This window comes from Streptomyces sp. 891-h (genome assembly GCF_022760275.1).
GTDB lineage: Bacteria > Actinomycetota > Actinomycetes > Streptomycetales > Streptomycetaceae > Streptomyces > Streptomyces spirodelae.
In genome coordinates this window covers 1,781,940-1,806,978 of record NZ_CP050693.1, presented here as the reverse complement: position 1 = coordinate 1,806,978, position 25,039 = coordinate 1,781,940, and the positions used below count along the sequence as shown (strand labels likewise).

Below are 25,039 nucleotides of genomic sequence, written 5' to 3'. Positions count from 1 at the left end.
GGCCACGACCGCCGGCCGGCCCCTCACGCCCCTCCCCCTCCGCACCTCTTTCTTGGAGCCACTCACCGATGCCCGAAGCCAGCGCGTCCGCCAGCGCCTCAGACCAGCTCGCTCCCTCCCTGGTGGGGGAGGAGTACGAGGTCGAGGTCGGCCCGGTGGCGCACGGCGGCCACTGTGTCGCCCGCACGGAGAGCGGCCAGGTGCTCTTCGTACGGCACACACTGCCCGGCGAGCGGGCCGTCGCGCGGGTGACCGAGGGCCGTGCCGACTCCCGCTTCCTGCGGGCCGACGCCGTGCGGGTGCTGGAGGCCTCCAAGGACCGCGTCGAGGCGCCCTGCCCCTTCTCGGGCCCCGGGCGCTGCGGCGGCTGCGACTGGCAGCACGTCAAGCCCGGCGCGCAGCGCCGACTGAAGGCCGACGTGCTGGCCGAACAGTTGCAGCGGCTGGCCGGTATGACCCCTGAGGACGTCTCCTGGGACGGCACTGTCGAGCCCGCACCCGGCGACAAGGTCGCCCCCGGCGAGGTGCCGGCCTGGCGCACCCGGATGCGCTACACCATCGACGACGAGGGCCACGCCGGGCTGCTCAAGCACCGCTCGCACGAGGTCCAGCGCATCGACCACTGCCTGATCGCCGCGCCGGCCGTCGAAGAGCTGGGCATCGAGGAGCGCGAGTGGCCGCAGATCGCCACCGTCGACGCCATCGCCGCCACCGGCTCGGCCGACCGGCAGGTCGTCCTCACCCCGCGCCCCGGGGGCCGGCTCCCCATCGTGGAGCTGAACCGGGAGGTCTCCGTACTCCGGGTCGGTGAGAAGGACCGCGCCGTACACCGCGTACACGGCCGCGACTTCGTACGCGAGCGTGCCGACGGCCGCACCTGGCGCGTGGGCGAGGGCGGCTTCTGGCAGGTGCACCCGCAGGCCGCCGACCTGCTCGTCGACGCCGTGATGCGCGGCCTGACCCCGCGCAAGGGCGAGACCGCGCTCGACCTGTACTGCGGCGTCGGCCTGTTCGCCGGAGCGCTGGCCGACCGCATCGGCGAGAAGGGCGCGGTGCTCGGCATCGAGGCGGGCAAGCGGGCGGTGGCTGACGCCCGTAAGAACCTCGCCGACTTCCCGCGCGTACGCATCGAACACGGCAAGGTCGAAAAGGTCCTGCCCCGCACCGGCATCACCGAGGCCGACCTGGTCGTCCTCGACCCGCCCCGCACGGGCGCCGGCAAGCAACTCGTGGACCACATCGCAGGGCTGGGCCCCCGCCGCATCGCCTACGTCGCCTGCGACCCGGCCGCCCTCGCCCGCGACCTCTCCTACTTCTCCACCGCGGGCTACCGCCCCCGCTTCCTCCGCGCCTTCGACCTCTTTCCGATGACGCAGCACATGGAGTGCGTGGCGATCCTGGAGCCGGCGGAGAAGGGCAGCTGAGCCACTCACGCGCCCGACCGCAGAGGTGGCTCAGAAGGCGACGACGATCTTTCCGGCCAGGCTCCCGGCGAGGAAGCGTTCGTGCGCGGCCTCGATCTCGTGGAGACCGAAGGTGGCGTGCACACGCAACCGCAAGGAGCCTTCGTCGACGAGCTTGGTCAGCTCGCCCAGCCCCGTTCCGTCCTCACGCACCTGGTTGACGGTCGTACGGGCACCGCGTGCGGACAGGTCGGGGACCGGGCCCGCTTGCGTGGCGACCGATGCGTACCGGCCGCCGTCGGCCACGGCCTCGGTGAGGAAGGCCCCGAAGGTGTCGAAGACCGCGTCGTAGCCCCGGTCCTCAAAGCCGTCGCGATCGGTGGTGACGAAGTCGGCACCATGGTCACGGGCGAAGGTGGCCTGGGCGTCCCGTGAGACCAGGGCATCGACTTCGACGCCTCGTGCGTGGGCGATCTGCAGCGCCGACCCACCGACCGCGCCGGCGGCACCGGCAATCAGCAGCCGCTGGCCTGCGGATGCCTCGAGCCAGTCCAGTGTCTGCAAGGCCGTCAGCCCCGGAAGCGGGAGAGTGGCAGCCTCCAGCAGGCTGGCCGCCTGCGGTGCTGCGGCCACTGCCTCCGCCGGAAGGGCAACCAGCTCGGCCCACGTCCCGCGGCCCGAGCTGAGGTGGTGCGACATCGCGATCACGCGCTCCCCGGTGCGGAAGCCGCTGTCGCCCGGGTCGACCACGATGCCGGCCAAGTCCCATCCGAGTCTCATCGGCAGCGGCGGTGCACCCTCACCGATGGCTCCCTCCCGCGTCTTGTCGTCAACGGGATTGATACTGGTGGCGACGGTCCTGATCAGGACCTCCCCAGGCCCTGGCTCGGGCTGGGGAACCTCGACAAGGCCGAGGACGTCGGGTGCGCCGAAGCGATCGATCTGTACAGCTCGCACGGAGAGTCCTTCACACGACTACTGCTGACGCGTGATCCAACCGACGTGCTGATCACAGCATTCCCACCCGCAGGCCCCAATTGCCTAGCGTGGACGCTCGGCCCGGCGCCCGGCCTGGTGGCCTTCCTGGTAGAAGGCGTGGACGGTGAAGCTGATCCACTCGGGGTTCTCCCAGGTGGCCCAGCGGGCCCGCACGGCCTTCTCCAGGACTGCGGCCGCCTCGTCGGCCGGGACGCCCGTCGCGCGGAGGCGCTCCGTCTCGTCGCGGACATGGCGGAGGTAGTCGCGTACGTCGCGGAGCAGCGAGCTGTCGGTCACCTCGCCATGGCCGGGTACGACGATCCCGGCGTCCAGGGTGAGGAGTTGGTCGAGCACCGTGATCCAGCGGTGGGCGTCGATATCGGTGTCGTGGGGTGGGAAGTAGGGGGCGATCGGAAACATACGGGTCTCGAACAGGTCGCCGCCGAACAGGACGGAGTCGTCGATCAGTACGGTCTGGTCGGAGGCGGTGTGCGCGGGGCCGACGGCGCGGAGCGTCGCCCGGTGCCCTCCGAGGTCGATCTCGGCACGGCCGTCGTGAACGATGTCCGGGTCGACGAATTCGACACCCTCCAGCTGCGCCGCGATGTGCGGGCCGAGGCCCCTGAACATGTCGAGGTAGCCGGCGCCCTTGCGGCACAGCTCGTCGCGCTGGCCGCGGTTGCAGACGATGGTGGCCACTCCCTTGAACACCTGGGCGCCGAAAGCGTGTTCGGGATGGAAGTGGGTCGTGGTCAGGTAGAGCCGCCGGTCACCGGCCAGCCGCTTGGCCTGGTCGAGGACGTAGGCGCCATTGCGCGGTCCGGCCCCCGTGTCGATGACCAGCGCGGCGTCGTCGCCGACCACGATGCCGATGTTCGGGACGAGTGGCACCCGGTTGTCGGGGATCACATGGACCCCGTCGGCAATCCGCACCGGTTCGCCCCGCACGAGGGGTGCCGGTGCGCTCCGTATGTCGGGCGGTGCGTGCCCGGCCTGCGGGCCCGGCGGCTGTGGCGGCTCGGTGTCGGTCGTGCTCGGGGAGGGTTCGACAGCGCACATGACGGCTCCGGTCTGTCAGCGGTCTGAGCAGTGTTCAGATTGTCTTGTGCGGCGAGCATAGCAAGGATCTGAACACTGCTAAGATCGCCGACATGGCGAGAAGGCGCTACCACCACGGAGACCTGCGGACCGCACTGCTGGACGCCGCCGAGGCGCTGGTCCGCGAACGCGGCGCCCAGGGCTGGTCGTTGCGGGAGGCGTCCGCTCGGGTGGGGGTCAGTCCGAGCGCCGCGTACCACCACTTCGCCTCCCGTGACGTACTGGTGCGTGCGGTGTCCGAGCGGGTGCTCGCGCGGCTCGGGACACGTATGAGTGAGGCCGCCGGACGGGCGTCGTACGACGCCACCGAGGACGATCCGCTGCGGCGGATCGTCGCCGTCGGCCGGGGCTACGTCCGCTGGGCTGTTGAGGACCCGGCCGTCGCCCGACTGGTGTTCGGCGCGGGGGTGACGGACTCCGAGAGCGCCGTCTCGCCGCACCCCCACGATGTGCTCGCCGCCGAGCTCGACCGGCTCCACGCGAGCGGCGGCCTGACCGCATCGGCCCGCGAGGGCGCCGAGTTCGTCGTCTGGGCAGCCGTGCACGGACTCGCCACGCTGCTCATCGACGGGCTGATGCGACTCGACGGCACGCAGGAGATCGACCGGGAGGCCGAACGCGTCGTCCGCGCCGTCGTCCGCGGCCTGACGACGGAGACGGCACCGCCCCTGCCGTGGCCGGCCCCGCAGTCGGCGCACACCGAGCACCAGGCCGCCGTACGCTTCGGTACGGCGGCGCCTGGAGAGGCCAACGAACCCCGCTCAATTGACAGTTGAACGAATCTGTTCACGGGCGTGCGGGACTGGCAAGCTTGGCATGTCCCCGGCGAACCCCACCTGGCCGGGGCATCGGGCTCGTCCCCCTCGGAGGTTTCATGAGAATGCGCCGCCGTTACGCTGTCCCGCTCACCGCCGCCGCTCTGGCGCTTCCCGCCGTACTCGTCCCGGCCGGCTCCGCTTCGGCAGCCCCCGCCGACAAACTGCAGGTCCTCAGCTCGTGGACGCAGACCAGCGCGTCGAGCTACAACGCCTGGTACGCCGCCCGGCAGAACCAGGGCGACTGGGCGGCGTACGGGTTCGACTGGTCGACGGACTACTGCAGTTCATCGCCTGACAACCCGTTCGGCTTCCCGTTCCAGAACGCCTGCGCCCGCCACGACTTCGGCTACCGCAACTACAAGGCGATCGGCGCCTTCTCCGCCAACAAGTCCCGAATCGACTCCGCGTTCTACGAAGATCTCAAGAGAGTGTGCAACCGGTACTCCGGGGCGACGAAAGCCGCCTGCAACTCGACGGCGTGGACCTACTACCACGCCGTCGATATTTTTGGCCTGAAGGGCGCCGACAAGGCGGCTGCCGCCGCCGGCGGCTCCTGATGCGCTAGCGGGGCACCCTTTCCCCACCGCAGCGGTACGCAAGCACCGGGGTCGAACCCGGCGGTGCCGTTGCGGCGGGAACCCGCCGTTGGGCTGTTGCCGGATGCCGGATGCGCGTGCTTCGTGGCTGGTGGCACAGTTCCCCGCGCGCCCCTGAGGGGGCGCCCCTCACTTGCGGGTGAAGACCCAGGCGCGGAAGAGGAGAAACCGCAGCACCGTGGCGGCGAGGTTGGCGCAGACGAGGACGGCCAACTCGGCGCTGTGCGGAGCACCGGCCGCGGCAGTGTCCAGCGCGGCGAGCGAACCACTGGTCAGCGCCAGACCGACGCCGAACACGAGCAGCCCCTGGGCCTGATGGCGTACGGCGCGTTCCCGGCCGCGTACGCCGAAGGTGAGCCGCCGGTTCGCGGCGGTGTTCCCGAGCGCCGACAGCAGCAGGGCGAGCGCATTGGCAGCCTGGGCGCCCATGCCCTGCCGGAGCAGTGAGTAGAGCGCCAGATACAGCAGCGTGCTCAGCGCGCCGACGAGGCAGAAGCCGATGAGCTGCCGGGGCAGCCCGCCGGGCACGTCGGCGAGGTGACGGTCGCGTGGGTCGTCGCCGAACGGGCGGCGCAGCCGGTCGAGCGGCAGCGCCCCGCTCGCAAGCGCCCGTCCGACCCGCCAGACACCCTTGAGGTCGTCGGTCACGGTGCGCAGTATGTCGACGCGCGAGTCCGGGTCGTCCACCCAGTCGACGGGCACCTCGTGGATGCGCAGCCCGGCACGCTCGGCCAGTACCAGCAACTCGGTGTCGAAGAACCAGCCGTTGTCCTGCACCAGGGGCAGCAGCCGGTCCGCCACCTCCCCGCGTACGGCCTTGAAGCCGCACTGTGCGTCCGAGAACCGGGCGGCCAGCGAACCGCGCAGCAGCAGGTTGTACCCGCGCGAGAGAACCTCGCGTTTCGGGCCGCGTACGACACGCGAACCGGAGGCCAGCCGGGTGCCTGTGGCGACATCGGAGTGGCCGGAGATGAGTGGTGCTACCAGGGGCAGTACCGCGTTGAGGTCGGTGGACAGATCGACGTCCATATAGGCGCGCACCGGAGCGTCGGAGGCGGCCCACACAGTGCGCAGGGCGCGCCCCCGCCCCTTCTCCTCCAGACGTACCAGCGAGACGGAGTCGAACTCCTCCACCAGCTCGCGTGCCACCTCCTGGGTGCGGTCCCGGCTGGCGTTGTCCGCGACGGTGATGCGGAAGCCGTAGGGGAAGTGGCGGGTCAAGAAGGTGTGCAGCCGCCGGACGCAGGGCCCCAGGGACGCCTCCTCGTTGTAGACGGGCACCACCACGTCCAGCACGGTGGTGGGCGTCCGGGACGGCAGATGACGGCGGGCCGGAAGGGCACCGCCCGCGGTGAGATCGGTTTGAACGCTCATGCGACCGACCGTCGCGGGCGGGCCTGTCAGCCCGGTGTGGCCAGGCTGTGAGGCGCCTGTGAGCTGTCGGAGCCGGCACAACTCGCGGGCAGGTGTACGGTGAACACGGTGCGGCCCGGACGGCTGACGACCCGGACGTCGCCCTGGTGCGCAGCCACCACGGCGGCCACGATCGCCAGCCCGAGCCCGGTGCTGCCATGGTGACGGGAGCGCGAGGCGTCACCCCGCGCGAACCGTTCGAAGACCCGCTCCTGTACGTCCGCGGCGATACCGGGACCGTCGTCCACGACCCGCACCTCGACCTGTTCGCCGTCGAGCGCGAGTCGGGTGGTGACGGTTGTCCCGGGTGGGGTGTGGGTACGGGCGTTGGCCAGCAGATTGGCCAGCACCTGCCGCAGCCGCCCCTCGTCGCCCGTCACCGACAGCGGCGACGAGGGCATTTCCAGCCGCCACACATGCTCGGACCCGGCCACCCGCGCGTCGCTGACCGCGTCGACCACCAGCGCGGAGACGTCCACCGGGCGGCGCTCCAACGGGCGCCCCGCATCGAGCCGCGCCAGCAGCAGCAGATCCTCCACCAGCCCCGTCATGCGTACGGCCTCGGACTCGATCCGTTGCAGCGCGTATCCGGTGTCCGCCCCCGCGTGCGAAGCCGAACCGGGAGGCGGGTCGCCCTGCTTCCGGCGCGACAGCTCCGCGTACCCGCGGATCGACGCCAGTGGGGTACGCAACTCGTGGCTGGCGTCGGCGATGAACCGGCGCAGCCGCTGCTCGCTGTCGTGCCGAGCCGCGAGGGCCGATCCGACGTGCCCGAGCATCCGGTTGAGGGCTGCGCCGACCTGTCCGACTTCCGTCTCCGGGTCGGTGTCCCGCACCGGTACCCGCTCGCGCAGCCGCACCTCGCCGCTGTGCAGCGGCAGTTCGGAGACCCGCGTCGCGGTGTGCGCCATCCGCCGCAGCGGCCGCAGTGCGACCCGTACCGACGCCGCGCCCGCGAGCCCGGCACCCAACAGCCCGGCGCCGGCCACACACGCCTCGACCACGACCAGGGTGCTGATCGTGTCGTCCACCGAGGCGGTCGGCAGGCCGACCAGCAGCGTGCCGTCCGCCACGTGTACGGAGGTCACCCGGTAGCTGCCCAGCTGCGGCAGGTCGGCCGTGTGCGGCCGGCCGTCCCGCGGCACCGCGGCGAGCGCCGCGGACTGCTCGCTGCTCAACGGCCGGATGCCGACGCCGGGCCTGCCGTCGGCCGGCTTCTGCTGCACGCTGCGCGCCGCGGAGTCGAACGCGCGGCTGGATGCGCGGTCGGAGGTGCGGTCGGACGCGCGGTCGGAGGTGCCCTTCTCGGACTCCTCGGCAAAGGCTCCGATGGTGCCCACCGGCTGCCCGCCGACCTCCAGGAAGCGCAGCTTCTCCAGCCCCGGCGGCCGCGGATGGCCCGGGGGCCCCGGTCCGGCGGCGCGGAAGGAGACGTCTGTGAGCTGGTTGTCGAGCTGCTGGTACAGATACGTGTGCAGGGCGATCGTCGTCACCGTACCGATCACCGCGGCCACCACGGCGATCATCGCCACCGCCGAGAACACCAGCCGGGCCCGCAGGGAGCGGCGCATCCGCAGCCGGGCCCGCAACCGGTCCCAAAGCCGGCCGAAGAACCGGGACATGTCCGTGTTCCTTCGCTCTTCCCTCACTCGGCGGCGGGCTTGAGCAGATAGCCGGCCCCACGCCGTGTGTGGATCATCGGGGACCGCCCCGCGTCGATCTTCCGCCGCAGATACGAGATGTAGAGCTCCACGACGTTGCCCTGACCGCCGAAGTCGTAGGACCACACCCGGTCCAGGATCTGGGCCTTGCTCAACACCCGGCGCGGATTGCGCATCAGATAGCGCAGCAGCTCGAACTCGGTGGCGGTCAGCTGGATCTCCGTTCCGCCCCGCGTCACCTCGTGGGTGTCCTCGTCCAGGGTCAGGTCACCGACCACCAGCAGGGACGACGGCTGCCCTGCAGCGGTGGCACCAGCACGCCGCAGCAGTCCCCGGAGCCGCGCGATCACCTCTTCCAGGCTGAACGGCTTGGTCACATAGTCGTCCCCGCCCGCCGTCAGCCCAGCGATCCGGTCCTCGACCGCGTCCCGCGCGGTCAGGAACAGCACCGGAATCCCCGGCGTCACCGCGTGCAGCCGCCTGAGCACGGTCAGCCCGTCCACATCGGGCAGCATCACATCGAGCACCACGGCATCCGGCCGCCACTCCCGCGCGGCACGCACGGCCGCATCCCCACCGCCCTCGGCCCGCACCTGCCAGCCCTCGTACCGCAGAGCCATCGACAGCAGCTCCGTGAGCGACGGCTCGTCATCGACCACCAGAATCCGCACGGGGCTGCCATCCGGCCGCCGCAACGGCTCCTGCTCCAGCGCACCAGCACGCGCACCGGAACCCGCCTTCTCGTCCATGCCCGCAGCCTGCACGCCGAACCTGAGAGAACCCTGTGAAAGGGCTGGGGGACGGCTGAGAAGGCGGCTCGCTGGCGCCTGGCTCGCTGGCGCGGGGCTAGCTCGCGCGGGGCCGTCCGTCACGGCGGGCTCACCCGCCGATGCCGAGTGCCTTCCGACTGCGCGCGTTCAGCTCCGCGACACGTGCGCTCAGCACTTCGGCGTGGGTCAGGAGCTGGACGCGGTCGGGGCCCGCGTCCCACTCCCGACCGCCCCCGAGCGGCCGGAGCTGGAGGAAGGGACCCTCCCGCGCCATCACGACGCCGACCCGGGAACTGCTGAGGTCCCGTACGGTCGAACCGACGATCGGCTCCACGGGCGTGGTGGTGGCGGGCGCCTGTGGCTCCGTTCGTCCGCTTGTCACCGCTCGGCACCGCGTGCGATCACGGCCGCCAGCGCGAAGGCGACGGAGGCGGAGCAGACGCCGAGATGTACGAGGGCGTACCGGGCCGCCGTCGCCGAGTGCGCCTCGGGCTCCTCGTCGCGGCCTTCGATGGCGTCGCGCCACGGAGTGCGCACGTCCATCGCGGGGAGCTGGATGCCCGCGCGAGTGAGGGCCTCGGCCAAGGCGTCGCGCGCCTCCACCGCCTCCCGCACCTTGACGGCCCCGGCCGGGGTCCGGCCCGCCGTCCAGCCCTGGAGTTCGTTCTCGTTTGCGTTCTCGTCGCGGTCGGCTTGCTGAGGGCTTGCCATGAGGGGGCTCCTGAACATTTCAGAGTTTGTTCTGATATTTCGCCGCCCGGAGTGCACCGTCTGGACTACCGTGCGTGATGGGCGCATTACGAGAATGCGGCCTCGCTGAGCTGCGCACACCTCGGACCGGTTGTGCTTCCCCGGCAGACCAGCGCATGTTCCACACCTTCCACGGAGCACACCATGCCGACGAGGCGAGCGGTCACCGGCCGCAGCCGCGAACCACGCGCCCGGTTCGCGGAGGAACTGCGATATCTGCGGGCGCAGCGCGGGGAGAGTCTCCGCCAGCTCGGCGAACGGCTGGGCTGGGACTGGTCCCTGTTCGGAAAGATGGAGAGCGGCGAGACCCTGGGCGGCCCCGAGGTGGTCGAGGCCCTGGACCAGCACTACGGCACGCCGGGCTTGCTGCTGGCCCTGTGGGAGCTGGCCATCAACGACCAGACCCAGTTCCGCGAGCGCTACCGCCGCTACATGGAATTGGAGGCCAAGGCCACCAGCCTTTGGCACTTCGCGGTCAGTGTGCTGCCGGGGCTGTTGCAGACCCCGGGGTACGCACGCGAAGTGCTCGCCGCTGGAGGGCTGAAGGGGCTGGAGCTCGAACAGCAGGTTCAGGCCCGAATGAGCCGTCGCTCATTGCTCGAGGGCGACGACGCACCACCGTTCCGCACCATCCTGTCGGAGGCCGTGCTGCGGACGCCTTTGCGGGATGCGGGGGAGTGGCGGGCGCAGTTGGAGTACGTGGGGGAGGTGTCGGAGCGAGGGAATGTGACGCTGCATGTGTTGCCATTCACCAGTGGCCTGCATGGCTTGGTGGGCACGGACATGTGGTTCCTGCGGCTCCCAGACGCACGTACGGTGGCGTACAGCGAGAGCACCTACCGTGGCGACCTCATCGAGGAAAACGTGTCGGTTGAGCGTTTGCAACGTGCGTACGATGCGTTGCGCGACCTGGCGTTGTCCCCGACTGAGTCGCGGAAGTTCGTCCTACGCATGCTGGAGGAAGTACCGTGCGTCCCCTCGACCTGAGCGCTGCGACCTGGCGCAAGAGCTCGTACAGCAACCCCGATGGCGGCGCGTGCGTCGAGGTCTCGGATGACTTCGCCTCCATCGTCCCCGTCCGTGACAGCAAGGCCCCGCACGGGCCGGTGCTGACGTTCGCCGCGGACGACTGGTCGTTGTTCGTAACGGCAGTGAAGGCGGGCGAGCTGGGCGGCTGACCCGTCCTGGTCACCAGCAACGCAGCGGCCCCCGCGACCGGTTGACGGTCGTGGGGGCTCTGCGGTAAGTGACATCGGAGAGGAGGCGCCCGTGCGAACCTTCGAACCCAGCGCCGTCACTTGGCGCAAGAGCAGCTACAGCAACCCTGACGGCGGCGAGTGCGTGGAAGTTGCCGCCGCAAGCTGGCGCAAGAGCAGCTACAGCAACTCAGACGGTGGCGCGTGCGTCGAGGTCTCCGACGACTTCGCCACCCTCATCCCCGTCCGCGACAGCAAGAACCCGCACGGCCCTGTCCTCACATTCGCGGCGGATGGCTGGTCGGCGTTCGTGTCGGCGGTCAAGGACGGCGAACTGCGGGCCTGATCCACGACTGGCGCAACAAGGCGGCCTCCGCGTGTGCGCTCAGTCGTCTCGCTCTGCGGGGCGCAACGGACACCCCGTACCGACGCGCGCTGCGAGGTCGGCCCGCAGGGTGGCGAGCTCGGCCATGCGGGCGTCGATGAGTTGGATCTTCTCCGCCAGGAGAGCGGACAGCGCCTCGGCGGAGTCCGGTGCGTCGCGCAGTTCCTCGCCGTGCTGTGCGATCTCGGTCAGCGAGAAACCGAGTTTCTTGGCGGTGCGCACGTACTGCAGCCAGAGCACCGCTTCCGGCGGGAAGTCGCGATAACCGTTGGGCAGTCGTCGGCCGGTGATGAGTCCGGCCTTTTCGTAGAAGCGAATGGCGTCCTTGCTCAGACCGCTTTGCGCGGCCAACTCCCCGATACGCATGAGCCTCTGCCCCCTCGGACTTGACCTTGGAGCGTACTCCACTCTTTAACGTGACGCTGTCCTTGCCGAGAGCGCAGTAGAACAGCGGGAGCCCTGAACCATGGCGTATGCACTCCACCCTTCCGGTCGCAGTTACCTCCGCGTTGTACGCGCGAGCGCCTGGTATGACGTCCTCGTCACGGCGGGATTCGCGACACCCTGGACGTACACGCTGCTGCACGGCCTGCTCTCGTCGGTGGGCGATGTGCTCGGGCTTGGCGCGCTGCCCGCCCTCGACCCGATGCAGACTTTGTACGCGAACCTGATGGGTTCGGTGGTGGTCGTCTGGGCGCTTCTGCGGATCCTCAGGCCACTGCCGGTTCACGGGCTGTTCGACGGTGTGGCGCGGGTGCTGTTCGCGACGTGGCAGGTCTACGCGCTGACGCACGGCGTCACAGGGCTTCTGTGGGCATTCCTCGTCGTAGAGGTGTCGTTCGGTGCCGTCCAGCTTCTGCCGTGGTGGCGCTCCCGGGGCTCGATCAACGAACCAGCGCAGCAGCGGGTGTAAACCCTGGCTGTAATCCGCCGGGCGGTGCCTGTGCGGGCTACCGCGCTCGGGGGACAAGGGAATTCGACCCGTGGTTGCTGTCCGTCGGGGTCCGTGCCGCGTAGCGTTCTCGCCGTGTCGATCTCTTTCGGCACGGAAGGGGGAACACGTCAAATGAAGGCTCTGCGGAAGGCAGGTATCGCGATCGGTACCGGCTGCCTCGTCGCCGGCGGATTCACCGTACTCCCGGCTCAGGCCGCGCCGAGCGCGGCCTCCGCGAAGGTGGACAGCTACATGGCGGCCGTCCCGAACGGCACCAAGCTGAGCAACAACGAGATCGCCTACGAGGGCGGCCAGGTAAGGGTGCTCATGAACGCCACCGCGAAGTCCTGCAAGCCGGGATGGTACTGCGTGTGGGAGCACAGCAACTGGCGTGGCGCGATGGGGAAGTGGAAGGCCTCGTCCGAGAATTGCAAGAAGTTCAAGTTCACGAAGTACTGGCGGAACAAGGTGTCGTCGTTCTGGGCGCGAGGCGGGTGCCCGAGGCAGAACTACTTCCTCAAGGACGCGAAGAAGTGGCAGCCTGACCCGTTCGAGCCGTTCGAGGGCAAGAAGGCGTACGTCCGCTACAACGACCGCTACGACTACGCGGCCCGCGGCTATACGGACTGACGGGAACTCCTCTTCGCCCCGCTCGTCGGGCGGGGCGAAGAGCCCGGGAGCCGGCCGCCGGGCGGGCGCGCAGCGCGTGATCTCGCAGTTCAGCTTCTCCGAGCGCGCTACCGTGCGCCCCTTGTTCACCCCATCGAGTCATGTGACACTCCTGCCGTGACGACCCGGATATATACGGAAGGCCCGGAATGGCAGCGAGTCGCAGCGGTCAATCCGGAACTGCTATCCGTAGAAGTGACAGAGCAGTTCTTCCACGGCGGCATTGGCGACGATAGCGCGGCACAGTCAGACGGCGGGGACTACATCTACACCGTCACTGTGACGCTGGCGTTAGCACCTTTTTTGCAGTCTGTCGTGGGCGCGTTGGGGAATAAAACGGGCGATGCGCTGACCAGGAAGATCCCCGAGCGGCTGGCCAGCGTACTTCGCAGACGACGAGAAGAGACCGCCCCTACAGTGGGGGCACGAAACTTCCAGTACACGCTGCAAGTCGAGGAGACGCAGGTCAAGGTGGACCTGCCTCTCGAAGATTCCGAGCTCGTGAAGGCTGTGAATCTGCTGCCCGAGGCACATTTGACCACTTCGGCGACCAACCTGCCGGACTGTCCTGGGACGCTCACCGCGGAACGTGGCAGGCGTGGGTGACTGAGGGGGCAGGGATGCAGCTGTGGTATTGGAGCACGGAAAACCGGAAATGGGTGCGGCCAAGTCAGTTGTGAGTCTTTTCCTATGCGCGGGGACATGTACAACTCCGCGTCCTCGCGGAAGGCTCTGCGCCGCGCCCAGCGGGGCGGGGGCAAAGAGGTGGTGAAAGGCCGCCTCGCCATTTCTTGGTGGCCCGCCGTCCGCCTGTAGCGGGGGACGGTAGTCAGGCCAGGCCTTCGTCGGTCAGGCCGTGCTGGCCGACGACGGAGGCGTCGAGAGCGTCTCCTACTCGTAGTGCTCCTGTCGCCGGCCCTCCGCCGCCCCTGACGAGGCGATCACCACCAAGGTGAAAATCGTAACTGCGAGCGCCGTATCCGCTTCTCTCCTGCGCAGGCGCCACTCACTCGCGACGCGACCGGCCCGGCTGGGTATCCTTGATCCCTCGTCATCCGCGGCCCGCCGGGCTTCCGCTCTCCCTGACCGGAGACACACGGACACGCCCCCACCCGCACGAGTCTCGTCGTGTTGCCTGGGGGCATTTCTTGTTGTTCCGCGCGTCCGCCAAGACGGTTGCCGCCATGGTTCTTGACGGTTCGCTCTTCCTCCACCTGAACGAACAGTTCGCCCACCATCACGGGTACCGGGTCGGCCCGGCGGAAGCCCAGTCCTGGGAGCGGAGTATCCCGGCCCTGGTGAACGCGCTGAACGACGCGGGGCTCGGGGACGTAGAGGTGCTGCTGGAGTACGCGTTGCCGTTGAACAGCAGGCGCGCCGACGCGGTACTCGCCGGCCGGCATCCCACGACCGGCGAGCCTTCCTACGTGGTGGTCGAACTGAAGCAGTGGAGCCAGGCCGAACCGGACGCGGAGGACCCGGAGCTCTGCCACGTCCACGGCAACGACCGCTCCCGACCGAAGCTCAACCCGATCGAGCAGGTCCGCCGATACTGCGAGTACCTCGTCAACTTCAACGGCGCACTGGCCGAGCACGGGCACCGGGTGAGCGGTGTGGCCTATCTGCACAACGCGACAGAGTTCGGTGTCGCGGGGCTGCGCGCAATCGAGTCGGATGAGTGGGGCCAGCTGTTCACAGAGCAGCATCGGGGCGGGTTTCTGGAATATCTGCGCGCCAAGCTGAGCCGTGCGGTCCCCGGGGCTCCCGTGGCGGATGAGCTTCTCAGCGGGAAGCAGGTCCCTTCCAAACAGCTCATGTCGGTTGCTGCCCAGGAGGTGCGCGAACGCGAGCAGTTCGTCCTCCTGGACGAGCAGCAGGTCGCCTACCGCATCGTGCTCAATGCCGTACGCAGGGCCAAGCAGGCAGATCACAAGGAAGTCGTGGTTGTCGAAGGCGGTCCTGGTACGGGAAAGAGCGTGATCGCGCTCTCGCTGCTCGGCGAGCTCTACCGGCAAGGCGACACCGCGCTGCACGCGACCGGCTCACAGGCATTCACCAAAACGATGCGGAAGGTCGCCGGCGCCCGGAAGCGTGACGTGCAGGACCTGTTCAAGTACTTCAACAGCTTCATGGCCGCGGAGAAGAACGCCCTCGACGTGCTCATCTGCGACGAGGCACACCGGATGCGGAAGACATCCGCCAACCGCTACACCCCGGCCAGGCTTCGCACCGACAAGCCTCAGGTGGAAGAGCTGATCGACGCCGCCCGCGTTCCTGTTTTCCTCCTCGACCAGCACCAGGTGGTGCGCCCCGGCGAGATGGGCACGGTGGAAGAGATCGAGGCGGCCGCCAAGAAGCGGAATCTGGCCTGCACCGTCGTCCATTTGGACAGTCAGTTCCGCTGCGGAGGCAGTGATGCCTACCTTCGCTGGGTCCTCCGGCTCCTCGGGCTGGAGCCGGGCGGGCCCGCGCTCTGGGAACCCGACGATCGGATGGAACTCCGCGTCGCTGACAGCCCGGAGGAGATGGAGCGGTTCCTCGATGACTGCCGTGCTCAGGGATACGGAGCCCGCATCACAGCTGGCTACTGTTGGAAATGGTCGAAGGAGCCGAAGCCGGGGGACCCGTTGCCCGCCGACGTGGTGATCGGGGACTGGGCACGGCCGTGGAACCTGAAGGGGGAGCGGGGCGTGTCCGGCGCGCCACCGTCCGCGCTCTGGGCCACCGATCCAGCGGGCTTCGGGCAGGTCGGCTGTGTCTACACAGCCCAGGGCTTCGAATACGACTGGTCGGGCGTCATCATCGGTCCTGATCTTGTCTGGCGCGGTGACCGGTGGATCACTGATCGTGCGGCGTCGAAGGATCCGGCCTTCAACAAGTCGACGTCCGACGACGACGTCGACCGGCTCATCCGCAACACCTACAAGGTTCTGCTGACACGCGGCATGGTCGGCACCGTGGTCTATTCGACCGATCCGGAGACGCAGGAGAAGCTGCGTGCATTGGTGGGCGCCCAACGCGAGGTCGCTGTCGGCTGACGCCGATCGACGCGAGCCGGCGCCGGTGTTCATTAGGATCGTCGGGAACGGTTGCGGCCCGACGGGCTTCCAGCAGGACATGCCCCCACCCGCACGAGTCACTCGTGCCCTGGGGGAACAGAATCCGTGTCCATGCTCCTGCTGAAGCTCTCGGCGGAAGACCTGCTCACCCTGGACGAGCGGCATCGCATGGTGCCGCACCTCGCCGAGCGGTGGAAGCGCTTCCGGAAGAGTGACGCCTCCGATGGGGAGCGCGCCGCCTGGGCGGAGAGCCTGGTGGAACTGGCCCGCACCATGGTGGACGCCGGCCGTGGGCATGTCGAGATGGTTGTCGAGTGCGCGGCCACCATCGGACAGAGCCCCAAGAGCGTTCCTATCATCGATGTGGTGCTCCTCGGCAGCCATCCCGAGACCGAGGGTCTCTCGGTGCAGCTTGTCGAGCTGAAGCGGTGGTCGTCGGTGACGCAGGTGGACTCCGCGACAGCCACGGAAGTCGTCGTGCCGGGGCTGGGTAAGAAGCCGCACCCTGCACTGCAACTCGAGGCGAACTACCAACGCTTCGTGGGCGAAACCGGCCCTTTGCGCAAGCTGTCATTCGAATCCGGAGGCTTCACCTACCTGCACAACGCGACGGAGGAATCGGTTCAGCCGCTGTTGGGCATCAATGCGCCGATGGGCGCGTACTCCGCCGTCTACACGCGGGACAGACGTGAGCAACTGATGAAGGACCTGCGGAAGCACTTCGGCGAGGACAGCGGGTACTCCCACGCCGAGATCCTGCTTCGCCGGATGGGTGTCCGGAACACACCGCTGCTCGACGCGATGATTATGTCGAGAGGCGAAGACACCGTCTTCACCCTGCGGCGGGAGCAGCGGACGGTGGCGGACCATGTCAAGGACAGGGCCGCGAAGGTGCTGGACGAAAACGCCACGGACCTCGAGCGGGCGGTGTTCGTCGTCACGGGCGGTGCGGGCACCGGAAAGAGCGCCATCGGTCTGCAGCTCAAGGCTGAGTTCGAAGCAGCAGGATTGGAGGTCCGCTATGCGAGCGGGTCCAGAGCCTTCAACGGTGCGATGCAGCGGCATGTGGGTTACGGTGACCGCGAGTTCCAGGAGAGCTTCACCTACTTCAGTAGCTTCATGGACCCTCCCGAGGAGCCTCTGGACGTCCTGATCTGCGATGAAGCGCATCGGCTCAGGGAAATCTCCGAGACCCGATCAGGCGAGAAGGGGACAAAGCCACAAGTCGAAGAAATCCTGGACGCTTCTCGAGTCGCTGTGTTCTTTCTCGATGAGGGGCAGTCGGTACGGCCGAACGAAGTCGGCACCCAACAGTTCATCGTGGACGCTGCCGAAAAGTACGGAGCTCCGGTCGTTCCTCTCGACCTGCGGGCACAGTACCGGTGTGGAGGCAGTGATGCCTACGTGAACTGGGTCCACGACCTTCTCGGCCTCTCGGACAAGGAACCGGGGAGGTGGGTCCCCGACGGGCTGATGCACATCGAGGTCGCCGATTCACCGGAAGAAATGGAAAGGATCATCCACGCGGAAGCCCGTGCTGGGGCAACTGCCCGCATGGTTGCAGGGTTCTGCTGGCCCTGGAACCCACCGCAGGGTAAGGAGAAACGCCTCGTGGCCGATGTACGCATCGGCGACTGGCACCGCCCGTGGAACGCGAAAGGCGACAGCTACTGTGAGAACGGCGCTGTTCCTCCGGGCACGCTGTGGTCCGTCCACGAAGGGGGCATCGGTCAGATCGGATGCGTATATACCGCGCAGGGGCTCGAGTGGGACTGGTGCGGCGTCATCATGGGCGACGACATGGTGAGGCGGGACGGTCAGTGGGTGTTCCAGCGGGGAAAGTGGAGGATGGACAAGGAGACCGGGTACAGGCGCGTAGCCGTACCGGGTTCGCTGGACGATGAAGTCCGGAACAGCAACCTCAGTGATGAGGAGTTTCGTCAGTGCGTCCGCAACGCCTACCACGTGCTGCTGACCCGAGCCAGCCGGGCCACGGTGCTCTATTCAACGGATGAGGAGACGCGAGCGTACCTGAGAGAGCTGGTCGGCGAGGTGCAGATCCATGGGTTGCGGCCTTCCTGGCAGGAACTCCCACCGGCGCTGAGGGTCCCGCACCAGAAGCGACCGGAACGACGACGTTCCGGAAAGAAGAAGCCCCAAGCCCCGGAGGGCCAGGAACCTCTCTTTTGAGGTCTGTCCGACTACGGCACCTCGGGAGAGCGAAGAGACGTGGCGGGTTCCCGTACCCGCCACGCGCCGCCTCAGAAGAGGAGGCGGGAAGCTGCCGCCACCAGCGCCGTCACCAGCAAATTGGTGACGGTCTTGGTAGCGACGTCGAGCAGGACCTTGCGGATCCATGCGCGACGCGCAGACTTGTACTCGACCGGGTTCATATACCACTCCACAGATGAGTCGGCGGAATGGTGAAGCGGCTGCCCCACCGGGCAATCGCAGTGGTGCCGTACTGTTCAGCACGGCGGACCATTCGCTCGCACTCAGTGCAGTGGATCAGAACTCGGGCCTCGTACCTTCCGGGAAGGTGCGCAGCGCAAAAATCCTATCTCATAGGGGCGTTGGGTTTGGGCGAAGGGGGTGCAGTGCCGTGACGGCATCACCCCGGCACCGGCGGGGAGTCGCGAACCTCGGGGAATCAGGAGCCGAAAGATCGTCGTCCACCAGCTCAGGTGTCACCGGTCCGGAGTTGACGGCCCTCGGGTGGGCTTTCCGGACGGGTGTACGTGGTGGACAGGGCAGGGCGCGGCAGGGTGCGTTCGGCGCGCTGCCGCCTGTCAGGCGGCGCGCCTGCCTCGGTCACTGCTCGGACGCGGCGGTCAGCGCACCGAGTTGTGCGGCTCCGCTGTCCCTCAGCACTTCTTCGAGCTGCTGTGCCGGCCGCACCAGTGCGAAGCGGGTACTGCCGTCAGCGGCGCGCCAGAAGCCGTGCACGGCGGGGCGGGGAAGGCTGTTGTACTGGAAGGGCGTGGAGAAGTAGTAGGCGCCGGTGTCCCACAGGGCGACCACGTCGCCGGGTTCCAGTTCGGGCAGTGCCTTCTCGCGCGCCATCAGGTCCCCGGCGAAGCAGCACGGTCCTGCGACGTCCTGCACCACCTCGGGTGTGCTCTTCGGTGCGCCCTGTGCGTCGAAGGCACCCACCCGAAGGGGCCATGACTCAGGGGCGAACGCGGTGCGCGTCGCCACGTGTGCTCCCGCGTGGGTGATGGCGATCCGTCGGCCCCCGGAGGTCTTGGTGTACTCCACCAGTGCGGCGATGAAGCCCTGTTTGGCCAGCAGCGAGCGGCCGAACTCGGTGACGAGGGTGTACCGGCCGTCGAACAGGCCCGGGACGGTGCGGCGCAGCAGTCGTGCGTACGCGTCGAAGGACGGCTCGGTCTCGTCACCCGTGAAGTTGACCGGGAGGCCGCCGCCGATGTCGAGGGTGTCGATCTGCTGTCTGCCCGCCGCTCCGTTGATCCGTTCGGCCAGTTCGAAGACGACCCGTACCGACTCGGCCATCAGTTCCAGGGGTACGCCCTGTGAACCGGTGTGGGTGTGCAGCCGGGTCAGCCAGGGGCGGGCCAGAAAGCTGTCGACGATCCACTGTTCGGCACCCTCGTCGCGCAGTGCCACCCCGAACTTCGAGGTGGCCGTCGCGGTGCTCATGGCGCCGATGGCGCCGGTGCCCACCTGGGGGTTGATCCGCAGACCGAGCGGGGCGCCGGGAGGCTGCCCGGCGGCGGAGCGCTCGGCGACCAGGGTGTCGAGGCGGGCGAGCTCCTGCGGGTTGTCGGCGTTGACCGCGACGCCGCTCTCCAGCGCGTCCCGCAGCTCGGCCACGGTCTTGGCGGGGGAGTCGAGGACGGTGCGCTCGGCGGGTACGCCCGCAGCGCGGGCGAGTGCCAGCTCTCCCGGGCTCGCCACCTCGCAGCCGATCCCCTCGGCGGCCAGCAGCTCCAGCACGGGCACCAGCGAGGCCGCCTTGACGGCGAAGGTGTGCAGCACGGGGAAGGGGCCGGCGAACGCGGTGTGCAGCTGCCGGGCTGCCTCCCGGATGCCCTCCACGTCCAGCAGGGCTACGACCGGAGCGTGCGGGCCGAGCAACCGCTCGCGGACTGCTGCGACGATCGCGTCCTGTCTGCGCGTCACGCTGTCCAGCACCATTCGTCGCTCCCTTCTCGTGCGCCGGTCGAGTAGATCGAACCAGGCGGTCGCCCAGGTAGTCGAACCGAGCGGTGGCCCAGGCAGTCAACCAGGCGATGGGCCGAGAGGTCGAGACCAGTGGGGACGGAATCAGCGCGAGGACGGTACCCGTCCGCTCCGTGCCACGAACACCGGGACACGGCCCGAGGACGGCCCGGCAGCCGTGCCGTGCCGGGCGGGCGGGGCGGGCGGGGCGACCGGGGCCGATGGGGAACCGGGCGGCGTCACAGTGGCTCGTTCCACTGGTCGAGGAGGCTGTCGGTGTCCTGCTCGGCACTGTTCCCCTCGGGGTGCAGGTTCTGCTCGGTCCACATCACCTTGCCGTGCGGCGTGTAACGGGTCCCCCAGCGCTCGGCGAGCTGGGCGACGAGGAACAGGCCGCGCCCACCCTCCTCGGTGGCGGCCGCGCGGCGCAGATGGGGCGAGGTACTGCTGCCGTCGGCGACCTCGCAGGTGAGGGAGGTCTGGTAGAGCAACCGGACCCGGATGGGTTCGCTGCCGTAGCGGATGGCGTTGGTGACCAGCTCGCTGAGGATGAGCTCGGTGGTGAAGGAGGCCTCCTCCAGCCCCCACTCGGTCAGCTTGTGGTTCACCTTGGCGCGCAGCGGGGCCACCGCGCCGGAGTCGGCGGGCACGTCCCACTGCGCGACCCGGTCCGGCGCGAGCACCCGGGCGCGGGCCACCAGCAGTGCCACGTCGTCGCTGGGCTCGGCGGGCAGCAGGGCGTCCAGCACGGCCCGGCAGGTCTCCTCGGGGGATCTGCCGGGGTGACCGGTCAGCGTCTCGTGCAGGAGGGCGAGACCGTCGTCGATGTCCCGTTCGCGGTCCTCCACGAGGCCGTCCGTGAAGAGGACGAGCCGGCTGTCGCGGGGCAGCAGCAGCTCGGCCGTCTCGAACGGCGCGCCGCCCAGCCCGAGCGGCAGCCCGACGGGCACGTCGGGGTACTCCACGGTGCCGTCGGGCAGCACGAGAGCGGGTCCCGGGTGGCCGGCGCGGGCCACGGTGCAGCGGCCGGAGACCGAGTCGTAGATGGCGTACAGACAGGTGGCTCCGGTGACCATCGCGCCGTTGCTCTCGGCTGTCTGGTCCTGGTCGATCCTGTCGACCAGCTCGTCCAGGTGTGCCAGCAGTTCCTCGGGGGTCAGGTCGAGGGAGGAGAAATTGAGCACTGCTGTGCGCAGCCGGCCCATTGTCGCGGCGGCGTGCAGCCCATGGCCGACCACGTCGCCCACCACCAGCGCCACCCGTGCGCCGGGCAGCGGGATGACGTCGAACCAGTCGCCGCCGACCCCGGCTCTGGTGGGCCGGTAGCGGGAGGCCACCTCGAGGGCGTCCTGTTCGGGCAGCCCGCGGGGCAGCAGGCTGCGCTGGAGGGTGACCGCCATGGCGTTCTCGCGGGTGTACCGGCGGGCGTTGTCGATGCTGACCGCGGCGCGCGCCGTCAGCTCCTCAGCGAAGGCCAGGTCCTCCTCGTCGTAGGGCTCGCTCTGGTCGGTACGCCAGAAGTCGGCGGTGCCCAGCACCTTGCCGCGCGCCCGCAGCGGGGTGCTGATCAGCGAGCGGATGCCGTACTCCAGGGCGCGCCTGCCGTGTTCGGGGTTGTGCGCCAGCCAGTCGTGCGCCTCCCTCAGATCGGTCTCCAGCACGGCCTGCCCGCTCTCCTCCACAGCCTGGCCGGTGCTGGGAACGGTGACGCTGCGGACGGTAGCCCCCACCGGGCGGAGGGGCACGTCGTCGCGGATGCCGCTGATGGCCGCACGGCGGATGTCGGTGCGGGCGGCAGTGGGCTCCTCCCCGCGCAGCACAGGGTCCAGCAGCTCGACGGTGGCGAAGTCGGCGAACCGGGGCACGGCCACCTCGGTCAGCTCCTCGGCGGTGCGCACCACATCCAGCGTGGTGCCGACCCGCACCCCGGCCTCGTACAGCAGCCGCAGCCGCTCCCGTGCCCCCTCGGCGCGGCCTTCCAGCGCGTGCAGCTCGGTGGTGTCCCGCAGGGTCGCCACCCGGCCCCGAGGGCCCTCCCCGCCGCGGGTGGAGCGGACGTTGACGGCCAGCAGTCTCCCCCCGGCCAGGTGCACCTCGTCCGAGGCGGTACGGCCCGAGGCCAGCAGTGCCGCCATTCCGGCACCCAGGCCGACCTCGTCGACGCGGCGGCCCTCCGCGTCCTCGGGCAGCTCCAGCAGCCGTCTGGCCTCGTTGTTGACGAGCACCAGCCGCCCCGTGTCGTCGAGAATGAGCACGCCCTCCCGCACGGCGTGCAGCACCGCGTCGTGGTGCTCGTACATGCGCGTCATCTCTTCGGTGCCCAGCCCGTGCGTCTGGCGCCGCAGCCGCCTGCTCACCAGCGCGGAGCTCCCGGAGGCGAGGGCCAGCGCCCCGGCGGCCGACATCAACAGGACGGGGAGCTGGTTCTTCACTCCCTGGTTCACCCGCGAGACGGTGACTCCGGTGGACACCAGCCCGATGAGGGTGCCGTCCGGGTTGTTGACGGGAACGGCGGAGTTCACGGTCGGGCCGGGTGCCGCCTGAAGGGTCTCGGTGGTGGAGCGTCCCTCGCGGGCCTCCTCGACCACGTCCTTGAAGGGCCCGCTGACACGCTTGCCGATCAGACCGGGCTCCGGCGCTGTGACCCTGATTCCGTCGGGCTTCCAGACGACGACATAGGACACGTCGGTCGCCGCGCGTACCGCCTGCGCTCGGGGCTGGAGCTTGGCCGTGGGGTTCTTCCCGTCCAGTGCGGAGATCACTTCCGGTGACTGGGCGAAGGTCCTGGCGACGGCGAGAGCCTGTTTGCGAGCTTGGCGGATGTTGTCCCACCGGGCGTGCAGTACGAAGGCGATGACGACGGCGACCATCAGCAGCACGATGACCGTCACCTGGAGGACGAAGACCTCTCCGGCGACGGTGCGCGGGCCGAAGGGGAGCCGGAAGCGGCGTTTGCGGGGCGGTGGCTGCCCGGCGTCCTCGGACGTTCCCGGTTCCGTGGTGCGCTCGGCTCCGGGGCCGCGGGAGCGCGCGGAGGCGGGCGGCAGTCGGCGGTGCCGCTCGCGCCGAGCCGACCGGCGCCCGAAGAGTCCGCGCATGCCCCTTTTCTAGCAGTTAGTCGGATTCTGAGCCTCCGTCGACTCGGGCGTTCACCTCCGGGGGACGGGCAGTCGGGGGTCGCGAGCAAGGGGCTTGTCAAAAATCCAGGATTCTGTTTACTGTTCCCTCGTGAACGGTTACGACGAGCGGTTCCTGACCCGCAACGGCCTGGCTGCGCGCCAGCTCGCGCTCCTCCTGCTCGAGTACGAGCCGGAGACGCGGCTGCCCCGGGTGCGGGATTTCGCCGAGGAACTGGGGTGCGGCAACGGCACCGTGCAGGCCGCGCTGCGGCTGCTGGAGGAGGCCGGGGCGATCGAGATCGCCGCACGCGGCCATCTGGGCACCTTCCTCGTCCGGTCGGACCGCTCGGTCCTGTGGCGGCTCTCCGGCCTCGGCACCCTGCTCGCCGCCATGCCGCTGCCCTACTCCCGCCGATACGAGGGGCTGGCCACCGGGCTGCGCGCCGCCTTCGACGACGCCGGGACGCCGTTCGCCATCACCTTCATGCGAGGTGCGGGCAGCAGGGCCACGGCGCTGCTCGAGGGCAAGGCGGACCTGGTGGTCCTCTCCCGCTTCGCCGCCGACCGCCTGATCGAGGAGTATCCGGAAGACCTGTCCCTGGTGGTCGACCTCGGCCCCACCACCTATGTGGGGGCGCACGGGGTGCTGCTGCGGGAGGGCGGCTCGCTGGACGAACCCGGGCTGCGCGTCGCGGTCGACCACGCCTCGGAGGACCAGCGGATGCTCGCCGAACGGGCGTTCGCGGGGCGGGACGACGTCGAGTGGATCGAGTGCTCCTACATGCAACTGCCCGACCTGCTGGCGCAGAACAAGGCGGACGCCACCGTCTGGAATCTGGACGAGGTGCAGGGCCGGATCGACGCGGGCATCGAGGTGCTGCCGCTCGGCGACGAGATAACGCGTGACCTCTCGCTGCGGAACTCCAGCGCGGCGGTCATCGGCAGAGCAGAGAGCGTGGCCGCCCTGCACGCCATACGGGACGCCATCGACACCGAACGGGTGACAGAGCTTCAGGCCGAGGTCGTAAGAGGAGACCTGATGCCCTCGTACTGACCGGCCCCGTGCCCGTGTGGGCGCGGACGGAGAGGGCTCGGGCCGCCGTGAGAATCCAGAATCCAGATTTCTGCCGTTTTCTGTCGCCGTCGAGGAGAACCCGTGGACGATCAGCTCGCACTCCGCCTCCAGCTCTTCCGCGAGGGCGGCCAGGTCCGGCCGGACGTGGTCGACTTCGTGACGGCCGAGCTGTCCGCCCTCGCCGCCGAGGGCGCCGACGTCACCGAGGAGACGGCGGGCATGCTGACGAGCCATCTGGTGATGGCCCTCACCCGGCTGCTGGACGGCGAGCCCATCGAGAAGTTCCAGACGGACGAACAGATCACCGCCGAGCTGGCCGACCACCCGGCCGCCGTAGAGCGGGCCCGCCGCGTCGCCGCCCGTGCCGAGGCGGAGCTGGGCGCCACGCTGCCCCGTTCCGAAACCAACTTCCTCGCCCTGCACCTGGCCGTTCTCGCCCAGCGCATATCCGGCTGAGCCACCCGGCCTCCACTCACCCCACCCGACGGGCCGCACCCCGCACCCGCCCCCCACCGGTCACAGCGCACATGAGAGGCACCCAGCCATGACAAAGATCCTCACCGGCGGAGTCGGCAAGACCGAGGTCGCGAACGCCGTCGACGCGCTCGGTCTCGACGGCCTCGAAGTCGCGGTCTCCAGCGACATGGACGCCGCCATGAAGCTCCGCTCCGGCCAGGCCGACTACTTCCTCGGCACCTGTCACACCGGCGCCGGCGCCTCCCTCGGTGTGCTGGTCGGCCTGCTGGGGCAGCCCGCCTGCCACACCTTCGGGCGCTCGGTGCCCACCGAGGAGCAGGTCGCCGCGCTGCTGGCCGACGGCAAGAAGGTCTTCGGCTTCTCCATGGACCAGATCGACACCATCGCCCCCCTGCTCGCCCGCGCCGTCGCCGCGCGCGCCTGACCGGGTCCGGCACAGACACCCCGGGCGTGAAG

General features: G+C 69.3%; 25 protein-coding genes. 14 read left to right on the top strand and 11 right to left on the bottom strand.

What is annotated here, in order from left to right:
• Window positions 1-68: 68 nt before the first annotated feature.
• The gene (locus HC362_RS07645) at window positions 69-1,424 is read left to right on the top strand and encodes a TRAM domain-containing protein (protein WP_243083165.1); all 1,356 of its coding nucleotides are present in this window, start codon (window positions 69-71) and stop codon (window positions 1,422-1,424) included.
• A gap of 30 nt (window positions 1,425-1,454) precedes the next feature.
• On the opposite strand, the gene HC362_RS07640 is transcribed toward HC362_RS07645, so the two are convergent.
• Both HC362_RS07640 and HC362_RS07635 read right to left on the bottom strand, forming a co-directional pair.
• Complete coding sequence (locus tag HC362_RS07640; RefSeq protein ID WP_243083164.1) at window positions 1,455-2,360, bottom strand: NADP-dependent oxidoreductase; 906 nt, start codon at window positions 2,358-2,360, stop codon at window positions 1,455-1,457.
• A gap of 84 nt (window positions 2,361-2,444) precedes the next feature.
• Window positions 2,445-3,440, bottom strand: a complete 996-nt coding sequence (locus tag HC362_RS07635; protein ID WP_243083163.1) for an MBL fold metallo-hydrolase — start codon at window positions 3,438-3,440, stop codon at window positions 2,445-2,447.
• Window positions 3,441-3,532: 92 nt separating this feature from the next.
• On the opposite strand from HC362_RS07635, the gene HC362_RS07630 reads away from it, so the two are divergent.
• Both HC362_RS07630 and HC362_RS07625 read left to right on the top strand, forming a co-directional pair.
• A complete protein-coding gene (locus tag HC362_RS07630) occupies window positions 3,533-4,255 on the top strand; it encodes a TetR/AcrR family transcriptional regulator (protein WP_243083162.1) in 723 nt (240 codons plus the stop codon).
• A gap of 104 nt (window positions 4,256-4,359) precedes the next feature.
• On the top strand, window positions 4,360-4,854 hold the full coding sequence (locus HC362_RS07625; protein ID WP_243083161.1) for a phospholipase: 495 nt from the start codon (window positions 4,360-4,362) through the stop codon (window positions 4,852-4,854).
• A 168-nt stretch (window positions 4,855-5,022) separates the two neighbouring features.
• Here the strand turns inward: HC362_RS07625 and HC362_RS07620 are convergent, their stop codons facing one another.
• The 5 genes from HC362_RS07620 to HC362_RS07600 form a co-directional block, all read right to left on the bottom strand.
• Window positions 5,023-6,267 (bottom strand): glycosyltransferase, encoded by a 1,245-nt coding sequence (locus tag HC362_RS07620; RefSeq protein ID WP_243083160.1) that lies wholly within the window; start codon window positions 6,265-6,267, stop codon window positions 5,023-5,025.
• Between the two features lie 26 nt (window positions 6,268-6,293).
• Window positions 6,294-7,928 carry a HAMP domain-containing sensor histidine kinase gene (locus tag HC362_RS07615; protein ID WP_279240075.1) on the bottom strand — a complete coding sequence of 545 codons (1,635 nt, stop codon included), beginning with the start codon at window positions 7,926-7,928 and terminating at the stop codon, window positions 6,294-6,296.
• Between the two features lie 23 nt (window positions 7,929-7,951).
• Window positions 7,952-8,716, bottom strand: a complete 765-nt coding sequence (locus tag HC362_RS07610; protein WP_279240074.1) for a response regulator transcription factor — start codon at window positions 8,714-8,716, stop codon at window positions 7,952-7,954.
• A gap of 130 nt (window positions 8,717-8,846) precedes the next feature.
• A complete protein-coding gene (locus HC362_RS07605) occupies window positions 8,847-9,071 on the bottom strand; it encodes a hypothetical protein (protein WP_243088418.1) in 225 nt (74 codons plus the stop codon).
• Between the two features lie 44 nt (window positions 9,072-9,115).
• The gene (locus HC362_RS07600) at window positions 9,116-9,448 is read right to left on the bottom strand and encodes a hypothetical protein (protein ID WP_243083159.1); all 333 of its coding nucleotides are present in this window, start codon (window positions 9,446-9,448) and stop codon (window positions 9,116-9,118) included.
• Between the two features lie 183 nt (window positions 9,449-9,631).
• On the opposite strand from HC362_RS07600, the gene HC362_RS07595 reads away from it, so the two are divergent.
• The 3 genes from HC362_RS07595 to HC362_RS07585 all read left to right on the top strand — a co-directional run bounded on the left by HC362_RS07595 (window position 9,632) and on the right by HC362_RS07585 (window position 11,029).
• Window positions 9,632-10,474, top strand: a complete 843-nt coding sequence (locus HC362_RS07595; protein WP_243083158.1) for a helix-turn-helix transcriptional regulator — start codon at window positions 9,632-9,634, stop codon at window positions 10,472-10,474.
• A complete protein-coding gene (locus HC362_RS07590; protein WP_243083157.1) occupies window positions 10,456-10,665 on the top strand; it encodes a DUF397 domain-containing protein in 210 nt (69 codons plus the stop codon). Before HC362_RS07595 ends, HC362_RS07590 begins: the two co-directional genes overlap by 19 nt.
• Window positions 10,666-10,756: 91 nt before the next feature.
• Window positions 10,757-11,029: a DUF397 domain-containing protein gene (locus tag HC362_RS07585; RefSeq protein ID WP_243083156.1), complete on the top strand. Its 273-nt coding sequence runs from the start codon at window positions 10,757-10,759 to the stop codon at window positions 11,027-11,029.
• A gap of 39 nt (window positions 11,030-11,068) precedes the next feature.
• Here the strand turns inward: HC362_RS07585 and HC362_RS07580 are convergent, their stop codons facing one another.
• The gene (locus tag HC362_RS07580) at window positions 11,069-11,434 is read right to left on the bottom strand and encodes a MerR family transcriptional regulator (protein ID WP_243083155.1); all 366 of its coding nucleotides are present in this window, start codon (window positions 11,432-11,434) and stop codon (window positions 11,069-11,071) included.
• 100 nt (window positions 11,435-11,534) lie between these two features.
• Here HC362_RS07580 and HC362_RS07575 point away from each other — a divergent pair, with 100 nt between their 5' ends.
• From HC362_RS07575 to HC362_RS07555, 5 genes are all read left to right on the top strand, one after another.
• Window positions 11,535-11,981: a hypothetical protein gene (locus tag HC362_RS07575; RefSeq protein WP_243083154.1), complete on the top strand. Its 447-nt coding sequence runs from the start codon at window positions 11,535-11,537 to the stop codon at window positions 11,979-11,981.
• A 153-nt stretch (window positions 11,982-12,134) separates the two neighbouring features.
• Window positions 12,135-12,632, top strand: a complete 498-nt coding sequence (locus HC362_RS07570; RefSeq protein ID WP_243083153.1) for a peptidase inhibitor family I36 protein — start codon at window positions 12,135-12,137, stop codon at window positions 12,630-12,632.
• Window positions 12,633-12,788: 156 nt separating this feature from the next.
• Window positions 12,789-13,277: a hypothetical protein gene (locus tag HC362_RS07565; RefSeq protein WP_243083152.1), complete on the top strand. Its 489-nt coding sequence runs from the start codon at window positions 12,789-12,791 to the stop codon at window positions 13,275-13,277.
• 542 nt (window positions 13,278-13,819) lie between these two features.
• Window positions 13,820-15,709 (top strand): DUF2075 domain-containing protein, encoded by a 1,890-nt coding sequence (locus HC362_RS07560; protein WP_243083151.1) that lies wholly within the window; start codon window positions 13,820-13,822, stop codon window positions 15,707-15,709.
• A gap of 132 nt (window positions 15,710-15,841) precedes the next feature.
• Complete coding sequence (locus tag HC362_RS07555) at window positions 15,842-17,920, top strand: DUF2075 domain-containing protein (protein ID WP_243083150.1); 2,079 nt, start codon at window positions 15,842-15,844, stop codon at window positions 17,918-17,920.
• A gap of 71 nt (window positions 17,921-17,991) precedes the next feature.
• On the opposite strand, the gene HC362_RS07550 is transcribed toward HC362_RS07555, so the two are convergent.
• The 3 genes from HC362_RS07550 to HC362_RS07540 all read right to left on the bottom strand — a co-directional run bounded on the left by HC362_RS07550 (window position 17,992) and on the right by HC362_RS07540 (window position 22,782).
• On the bottom strand, window positions 17,992-18,123 hold the full coding sequence (locus HC362_RS07550) for a DUF6408 family protein (protein WP_243083149.1): 132 nt from the start codon (window positions 18,121-18,123) through the stop codon (window positions 17,992-17,994).
• A 418-nt stretch (window positions 18,124-18,541) separates the two neighbouring features.
• Entirely contained in the window at window positions 18,542-19,888 is a 1,347-nt protein-coding gene (locus tag HC362_RS07545; RefSeq protein ID WP_243083148.1) for a diaminopimelate decarboxylase, read from the bottom strand.
• A gap of 263 nt (window positions 19,889-20,151) precedes the next feature.
• Window positions 20,152-22,782, bottom strand: coding sequence for a SpoIIE family protein phosphatase (locus HC362_RS07540; protein WP_243088417.1), 2,631 nt, complete (start codon window positions 22,780-22,782; stop codon window positions 20,152-20,154).
• Window positions 22,783-23,140: 358 nt separating this feature from the next.
• Here HC362_RS07540 and yhfZ point away from each other — a divergent pair, with 358 nt between their 5' ends.
• The 3 genes from yhfZ (at window position 23,141) to HC362_RS07525 (ending at window position 25,007) form a co-directional block, all read left to right on the top strand.
• Window positions 23,141-24,085, top strand: coding sequence for a GntR family transcriptional regulator YhfZ (gene yhfZ / locus HC362_RS07535; RefSeq protein ID WP_243083147.1), 945 nt, complete (start codon window positions 23,141-23,143; stop codon window positions 24,083-24,085).
• Between the two features lie 102 nt (window positions 24,086-24,187).
• A complete protein-coding gene (locus HC362_RS07530) occupies window positions 24,188-24,562 on the top strand; it encodes a PRD domain-containing protein (RefSeq protein WP_243083146.1) in 375 nt (124 codons plus the stop codon).
• A gap of 88 nt (window positions 24,563-24,650) precedes the next feature.
• Window positions 24,651-25,007 (top strand): DUF2620 domain-containing protein, encoded by a 357-nt coding sequence (locus HC362_RS07525; RefSeq protein WP_243083145.1) that lies wholly within the window; start codon window positions 24,651-24,653, stop codon window positions 25,005-25,007.
• Window positions 25,008-25,039: the final 32 nt, after the last annotated feature.

Excerpts from the sequence above, each read along its gene's own strand:
- HC362_RS07525 (WP_243083145.1), top strand. The coding sequence starts at position 24,651 with ATGACAAAGATCCTCACCGGCGGAGTCGGCAAGACCGAGGTCGCGAAC.
- HC362_RS07625 (WP_243083161.1), top strand. The coding sequence starts at position 4,360 with ATGCGCCGCCGTTACGCTGTCCCGCTCACCGCCGCCGCTCTGGCGCTT.
- HC362_RS07550 (WP_243083149.1), bottom strand. The coding sequence starts at position 18,123 with ATGAACCCGGTCGAGTACAAGTCTGCGCGTCGCGCATGGATCCGCAAG.
- HC362_RS07595 (WP_243083158.1), top strand. The coding sequence starts at position 9,632 with ATGCCGACGAGGCGAGCGGTCACCGGCCGCAGCCGCGAACCACGCGCC.
- HC362_RS07540 (WP_243088417.1), bottom strand. The coding sequence starts at position 22,782 with ATGGTCGCCGTCGTCATCGCCTTCGTACTGCACGCCCGGTGGGACAAC.
- HC362_RS07630 (WP_243083162.1), top strand. The coding sequence starts at position 3,533 with ATGGCGAGAAGGCGCTACCACCACGGAGACCTGCGGACCGCACTGCTG.
- HC362_RS07545 (WP_243083148.1), bottom strand. The coding sequence starts at position 19,888 with ATGGTGCTGGACAGCGTGACGCGCAGACAGGACGCGATCGTCGCAGCA.
- HC362_RS07580 (WP_243083155.1), bottom strand. The coding sequence starts at position 11,434 with ATGCGTATCGGGGAGTTGGCCGCGCAAAGCGGTCTGAGCAAGGACGCC.
- HC362_RS07575 (WP_243083154.1), top strand. The coding sequence starts at position 11,535 with ATGGCGTATGCACTCCACCCTTCCGGTCGCAGTTACCTCCGCGTTGTA.
- HC362_RS07600 (WP_243083159.1), bottom strand. The coding sequence starts at position 9,448 with ATGGCAAGCCCTCAGCAAGCCGACCGCGACGAGAACGCAAACGAGAAC.
- HC362_RS07555 (WP_243083150.1), top strand. The coding sequence starts at position 15,842 with ATGCTCCTGCTGAAGCTCTCGGCGGAAGACCTGCTCACCCTGGACGAG.
- HC362_RS07620 (WP_243083160.1), bottom strand. The coding sequence starts at position 6,267 with ATGAGCGTTCAAACCGATCTCACCGCGGGCGGTGCCCTTCCGGCCCGC.
- HC362_RS07645 (WP_243083165.1), top strand. The coding sequence starts at position 69 with ATGCCCGAAGCCAGCGCGTCCGCCAGCGCCTCAGACCAGCTCGCTCCC.
- HC362_RS07570 (WP_243083153.1), top strand. The coding sequence starts at position 12,135 with ATGAAGGCTCTGCGGAAGGCAGGTATCGCGATCGGTACCGGCTGCCTC.
- HC362_RS07615 (WP_279240075.1), bottom strand. The coding sequence starts at position 7,928 with ATGTCCCGGTTCTTCGGCCGGCTTTGGGACCGGTTGCGGGCCCGGCTG.
- HC362_RS07610 (WP_279240074.1), bottom strand. The coding sequence starts at position 8,716 with ATGGACGAGAAGGCGGGTTCCGGTGCGCGTGCTGGTGCGCTGGAGCAG.
- HC362_RS07635 (WP_243083163.1), bottom strand. The coding sequence starts at position 3,440 with ATGTGCGCTGTCGAACCCTCCCCGAGCACGACCGACACCGAGCCGCCA.